3 protein-coding genes and 1 pseudogene are annotated in these 3,860 nt (G+C 55.9%); 3 read left to right on the forward strand and 1 reads right to left on the reverse strand.

Annotated elements, in window-relative coordinates; genetic code table 11:
• Positions 1–109: 109 nt before the first annotated feature.
• The gene (locus ACREC7_RS15955; RefSeq protein ID WP_431556676.1) at positions 110–1,060 is read right to left on the reverse strand and encodes an IS5 family transposase; all 951 of its coding nucleotides are present in this window, start codon (positions 1,058–1,060) and stop codon (positions 110–112) included.
• 336 nt (positions 1,061–1,396) lie between these two features.
• On the opposite strand from ACREC7_RS15955, the pseudogene istA reads away from it, so the two are divergent.
• From istA to ACREC7_RS15970, 3 genes and pseudogenes are all read left to right on the forward strand, one after another.
• A pseudogene (gene istA, locus ACREC7_RS15960) lies at positions 1,397–3,011 on the forward strand (IS21 family transposase).
• On the forward strand, positions 2,998–3,585 hold the full coding sequence (locus ACREC7_RS15965) for an ATP-binding protein (protein WP_431556677.1): 588 nt from the start codon (positions 2,998–3,000) through the stop codon (positions 3,583–3,585). The pseudogene istA and the gene ACREC7_RS15965 overlap by 14 nt, the downstream one beginning before the upstream one ends.
• Positions 3,585–3,749 (forward strand): ATP-binding protein, encoded by a 165-nt coding sequence (locus ACREC7_RS15970; protein WP_431556678.1) that lies wholly within the window; start codon positions 3,585–3,587, stop codon positions 3,747–3,749. Before ACREC7_RS15965 ends, ACREC7_RS15970 begins: the two co-directional genes overlap by 1 nt.
• The last annotated feature ends 111 nt before the right edge of the window (positions 3,750–3,860 follow it).

The following is a 3,860-nucleotide window of genomic DNA, read 5'->3' on the forward strand; positions in this document are numbered from 1 at the left end:
GCGTTTTCACGTTGATTCACGCTGCTCGGTGTTTACATGGGGTTGGGTAACCTTGATTTATTTATTCGCTACTCAATGCCTGTACGCACGGCTCGAATTTCCAAGCAGGCTAGGCCAGCAAAGTTTTGCGCACTCGATACAGATTGGCCAGGGCAAACAGCGTGTAGATCTGCGCCGCGTTTTTCTTGAGCCCTCGATACCGAGTCTTGAGGTAGCCGAACTGGCGCTTAACCACTCGAAACGGATGCTCCACCTTAGCCCGTATGCTCGATAGCTTTTTGTTCCTGCGCTTTTGCTTGTGGCTCAACCGCTTTTTGCTCTTGGCCTTGTCCAATACGCCCCAGAACAATCCCACCTTTCGCGCCGAGCGCTTGTCCTGGTCGCTGAAATAACCCTTGTCGCCAAACACCGCCTTTTCTTCTCCGTGCAGCAGCGCGTCCATCTCCTGTTTATCATGCACACTCGCCGTGGTCACTTTGACCGTGTGCACCAAGCCGCTCTGGCTGTCGGTTCCCGTGTGTACCTTCATGCCGAAGTGGTAGTTGTTGCCCTTCTTGGTCGAACTCATCTCCCCGTCACGTTTCTTGTCCTTGTTCTTGGTCGAGGACGGCGCATGGATCAGCGTGGCGTCGACGATGGTCCCGGCTCTGAGCAATAGCTTTTTCTCGCTCAAATACTCGTTGACCTCGTCGAACAGCTTTTCGCTCAATCCATGCTTTTCCAGTAAGTGGCGAAAGTTCAAGATCGTGCTCTCATCGGGGATATTTTCTTCGCCCAACTCGATCCCGGCAAATCGCCGCACCGACTCGATGTCATACAACGATTCTTCCATCCCGGGATCGGATAACCCGTACCACTGTTGCACAAAGTAAACTCGCACCATCCTTTCCAATCCCATCGGTCGGCGTCCGTTGCCGGCTTTAGCGTAGTGCGGTTCGATTAATGCCACCAATTTACCCCACGGCACCACTTGATCCATTTCAGACAAAAACTTTTCCCGCTTGGTCTGCTTTTTCTTCCCAGCCCACGCTAAACTCGCAAATGTTGTCTGCTCCCCCACTCTAACCCCCTATTGTCCGCCTTACCGCTTTGCGATATTAGACGACTTCACTGCTGACTTGTTCAGAGGTTCCTTAAGAGTGATCGCTGTTTGGCTCAACGTCATATCTCCTGCAGGTATGCGCAACGTCTTTTGACATAGAGGGTCGACCGTGCTGGCTGCGCACTGCTCCCTGCTGGCCTCACCGTACATATCGAACTCACTGATGAGTTCCTGAGGCTCAACCCTCGGCGGTCACCCAAAAGCGGCCATTAGTGGTCACCTCAAAACCGGCCATTAACGGTAGAAGCGTCCGAGACATTGACGACGTAGTGCAGCCTTTTAGGCTCACGCGCCATGAGCAATGTCTTGAACGAAGAAAAACAGCAACAAGTAATAGCCCTTGGGCGACTTCAGTGGTCGCTGCGACGCATCGAGGAACACACCGGCGTTCGGCGTGAGACCATTAGCGCTTATCTCAAAGCGGCTGGCATCGCCGCGGTCCTGGTCGCCCGGGCCGACGAGGAGTCTCAACCCCAACCCATGAGTCAGCGGCCGATTCGACTGCGGCAAAACCGGCCAATGAGGTGACCACCGACTCTGGAGAAACAATTCCAGAGAAGCCAGAACCGCAAGCCGCCAAATTAACTCCTACCGTCAGTACCTGCGAACCGTATCGCGAGAGCATCGAGCTTTGGCTGAGCCACGGACGCAACGCCACGGCGATTTGGCAAGACCTGGTTGATCAGCACGGCTATAGCGGTGGCTATCAAACCGTCAAGCGCTTCGTGCGTAAACTGCGTGGTGCTCAATTACCGCAAGCAGTAGGTATTATCCTGACTGCACCCGGCGAAGAAGCCCAGGTCGACTACGGCACCGGTCCCATGGTGCGTGACGACAAGAGCGGCAAGTACCGGCGCACTCGTCTGTTCGTGATGACCCTGGGCTACAGCCGCAAGTCGGTGCGCCTACTGGTCTTTCGCTCCAGTTCCCAGGTCTGGGCCGAGCTCCATGAAAAAGCCTTTCGTCGTCTCGGCGGCAGCCCGCGTGTGGTGGTGCTCGACAATCTGCGCGAGGGCGTACTCAAGCCCGACATCTACGATCCCACCCTCAATCCGCTCTACCGTGATGTCCTGTCCCACTACGGCGTTGTGGCCATGCCGTGCCGGGTGCGAGACCCCGATCGCAAAGGTAAAGTCGAAGCCGGCGTTGGACATGCGCAGAAAACCCCACTCAAGGGGCAGCGCTTCGAGAGCCTGGAAGAAGCCCAAGCCTATCTCGATCACTGGGAACAACGCTGGGCCGACACCCGCATCCACGGCACCACCAAACGCCAAGTATCGGTGATGTTCGCCGAGGAGAAGCCGTTCTTGCAGCCGCTGCCGATCGAGCCGTTTCGCTATTACCAGTACAGCGAACGGGTGGTCCATCTCGACAACTGTGTCGAAGTCGAGCGCGCCTATTACGGCTTACCCCCAGGCTGGATCGGCCGGCAAGTCAAAGTCCAGTGGGATGCCCTGCACGTGCGCATCCTCAATCCCCAAAATTATCAGCTCTTGCGCGAGCATCTGCGCCAACTCCCCGGCAACTACCGCATCAACGATGAAGATCGATCGAATAAAACTCCGCTCTCCACTGTGCAGCTGTTATCCCGCGCCGCTAAGGCTGGCACCCACATCGGTCAGCTCTGCCAGGCGATCTATCGCAACGAAGCCGAGACAGGCATCGCCGCATTCTGGGTGTGATTGCGCTGGCCAAAAAACACGGCGTCGCTGCGGTCGACGATGCCTGCGCTGCCGCTCTCGATCTCGGGGTGGAGAACTACCGCTTTGTACGCCGTTACCTGGAGCGCCGCCCCCAGCTCTCGCTGCGCCATGTCGATCCGCTGATCCGCAGTCTCACCGAGTACCGTGATCTGATCAACCTTAAAATCCAGCAAAATGAAAAGGAGAATCAAAATGAATCTGATTGAACTTAACCGGGCCCTAAAACAACTGCGCTTGGGCGGCATCGCCGCTGTGTTGGAAACCCGTTTACTCCAGGCTCAAGCCCAATCAATGGCACCCATCGATCTGATCTCCTGCCTGATCTCCGATGAACTCTCCCGCAGAAGTAATCGCCTGCTCGAACGCCGCCAAAAACAAGCGCAGTTCCGCGATCCGCAGAAAACCCTGGAGAACTTTGACTTCACCTTCAACAAAAAACTCAATCGCAGTTTAGTCTTCGATCTGGCTACCGCCGGCTTCATCGCTAAACATGATGATGCACTTTTTTTAGGTCCGCCCGGTACCGGCAAGAGCCATTTGGCTCAGGCTATCGGTCTGGCCGCCATCCAGCAGGGTTACCGCGTGCTCTACCGTGAGACCCATACCCTGCTCGATGAAATCGCCGAAGCGACCATCGACGGCTCGCGCAAACAGCACATGGAACTGTTAGCCACCGTGCCGCTGCTCATCATCGATGATCTCGGCATGCGTAAACTCCCACTGCGGCTGAGGATCTCTTGGAGATCGTTATGCGCCGCTATGAGCGGGCCAGCACTCTGATGACGTCAAACCGCCCGGTGCAAGACTGGGGAAAACTACTCGGCGACAGCGCAGCCGTCTCCGCCATGCTTGATCGTTTATTGCATCACGGCCATGTCCTCAAATGCGGTCCGCGCAGTTGGAGAACCAAATCGGACTTGCCTGACCAGGAGGCAAAAGGCTAAAACAACCCTGTCTCGGACATTCTCCGTTAATGGCCGCTTTTGAAGTGACCCTTAATGGCCGCTTTTGAGGTGACCATTGAGGTTGTCAGCCGGTTAAGATCGTCGTAGGCA

The organism is Methyloceanibacter sp., assembly GCF_050728395.1.
Classification (GTDB): domain Bacteria; phylum Pseudomonadota; class Alphaproteobacteria; order Rhizobiales; family Methyloligellaceae; genus Methyloceanibacter.

Excerpts from the sequence above, each read along its gene's own strand:
- ACREC7_RS15965 (WP_431556677.1), top strand. The coding sequence starts at position 2,998 with ATGAATCTGATTGAACTTAACCGGGCCCTAAAACAACTGCGCTTGGGC.
- ACREC7_RS15970 (WP_431556678.1), top strand. The coding sequence starts at position 3,585 with ATGACGTCAAACCGCCCGGTGCAAGACTGGGGAAAACTACTCGGCGAC.